Source organism: Bacteroides sp. MSSM.1001136sp1_RTP21357st2_D2_RTP21359_211015 (assembly GCF_040913205.1).
In the GTDB taxonomy this organism is placed as follows: domain Bacteria; phylum Bacteroidota; class Bacteroidia; order Bacteroidales; family Bacteroidaceae; genus Bacteroides; species Bacteroides ovatus.
This window is the reverse complement of the sequence record NZ_JBDFVF010000096.1, coordinates 1-1033: the sequence shown is the minus strand read 5'-3', so window position 1 is coordinate 1033 and position 1033 is coordinate 1. Positions and strand designations below refer to the sequence as shown.

The 1033-nt window shown below is 44.4% G+C and carries 1 protein-coding gene; it reads right to left on the bottom strand.

The genetic code is table 11. The features are described from left to right. Positions 1 to 849, bottom strand: an 849-nt coding sequence (locus AB5217_RS24910; RefSeq protein ID WP_368117408.1) for an IS982 family transposase, incomplete at its 3' end; no start/stop codon positions are given. Between the last annotated feature and the right edge of the window lie 184 nt (positions 850 to 1033).

The window sequence follows — 1033 nt, the reverse complement described above, 5'->3', positions numbered from 1 at the left end:
GTATGCAGCCAATGCCGCACAGAGATTCATGAGGAAGTTATGTACGGAGCGATGGCGTGAATGGACAAGGTTGGCCTTGTTCTTGAGCAGTTCGTTGATGCATTCTATTATATATCGCTTGCGCAGCATCATCTTGTCCCACAAGGGCATAAGCTTGTTTTTCATGTTTGATTTGAGCCCGTGAACGAGATGGATGCCTTGGTTGAAGAGGTTTTCAAAGAACTCTTGCTTGATGTAGCCCTTATCGGCAAATACTTTGCCGTAGAGTACCTTGGTGAAGACCTGCCACACCCTAGGGTCCCTGTCGTCCACGTTTGCGGGAGTTAGGCAGAACGTGAGTACATCGCCCATCTCGTTGCACAGCAGATGAAGCTTGAAACCATGACACCACCCCATTGTTCCCTTTCCGTTCTTAGCAAGTCCATCAAACACCTTATTGAAATTCCTTCTCATGTTGTGGCATACGGGAATCATCGTGCTGTCCACGAAACTAATGCCCGTGCACTTTCCAAAACCTTGGATGCGCATGAAGGCCATCAGCTCGAAGAACACGCGAGGCATGAGTTCCACGAAACGCGTGTAGGACACGGACTTAGGGAAGTAGCTTGCCAAATGCTCCTTGATGAAGAAGAGATAATAGTGCTTGAAGTTGCGGAAAGAGCCAAAATGATAGCACAACAGGATGGTCATGATTTCGCTCTTGGACATCTGCCCTTTGCGGTTTCGCATGCGCTTATTTCCCTCGTCTATGGGGGCAATATGTAGGTTTTTAGTTAACTCGGCATCTAAATTCTTGCAGAACTCATCCAATACACAGAATATTTCAGTAACTTTGTCAGTGGTAATCATCGCTATATATGTTTGTAATTAATTGATTATCAACTATAAAGTTACAAAACAATAGCGAGATTACCAACTTTTTAGGGCACTTTTTTATCCCGAACTGGCGTAAATGCTTACCTTTGCGGCCGACTATCCGTGTGAGGATACAGAATTAAGACAATTAATTATTACACTTTATACAAAGTATGGG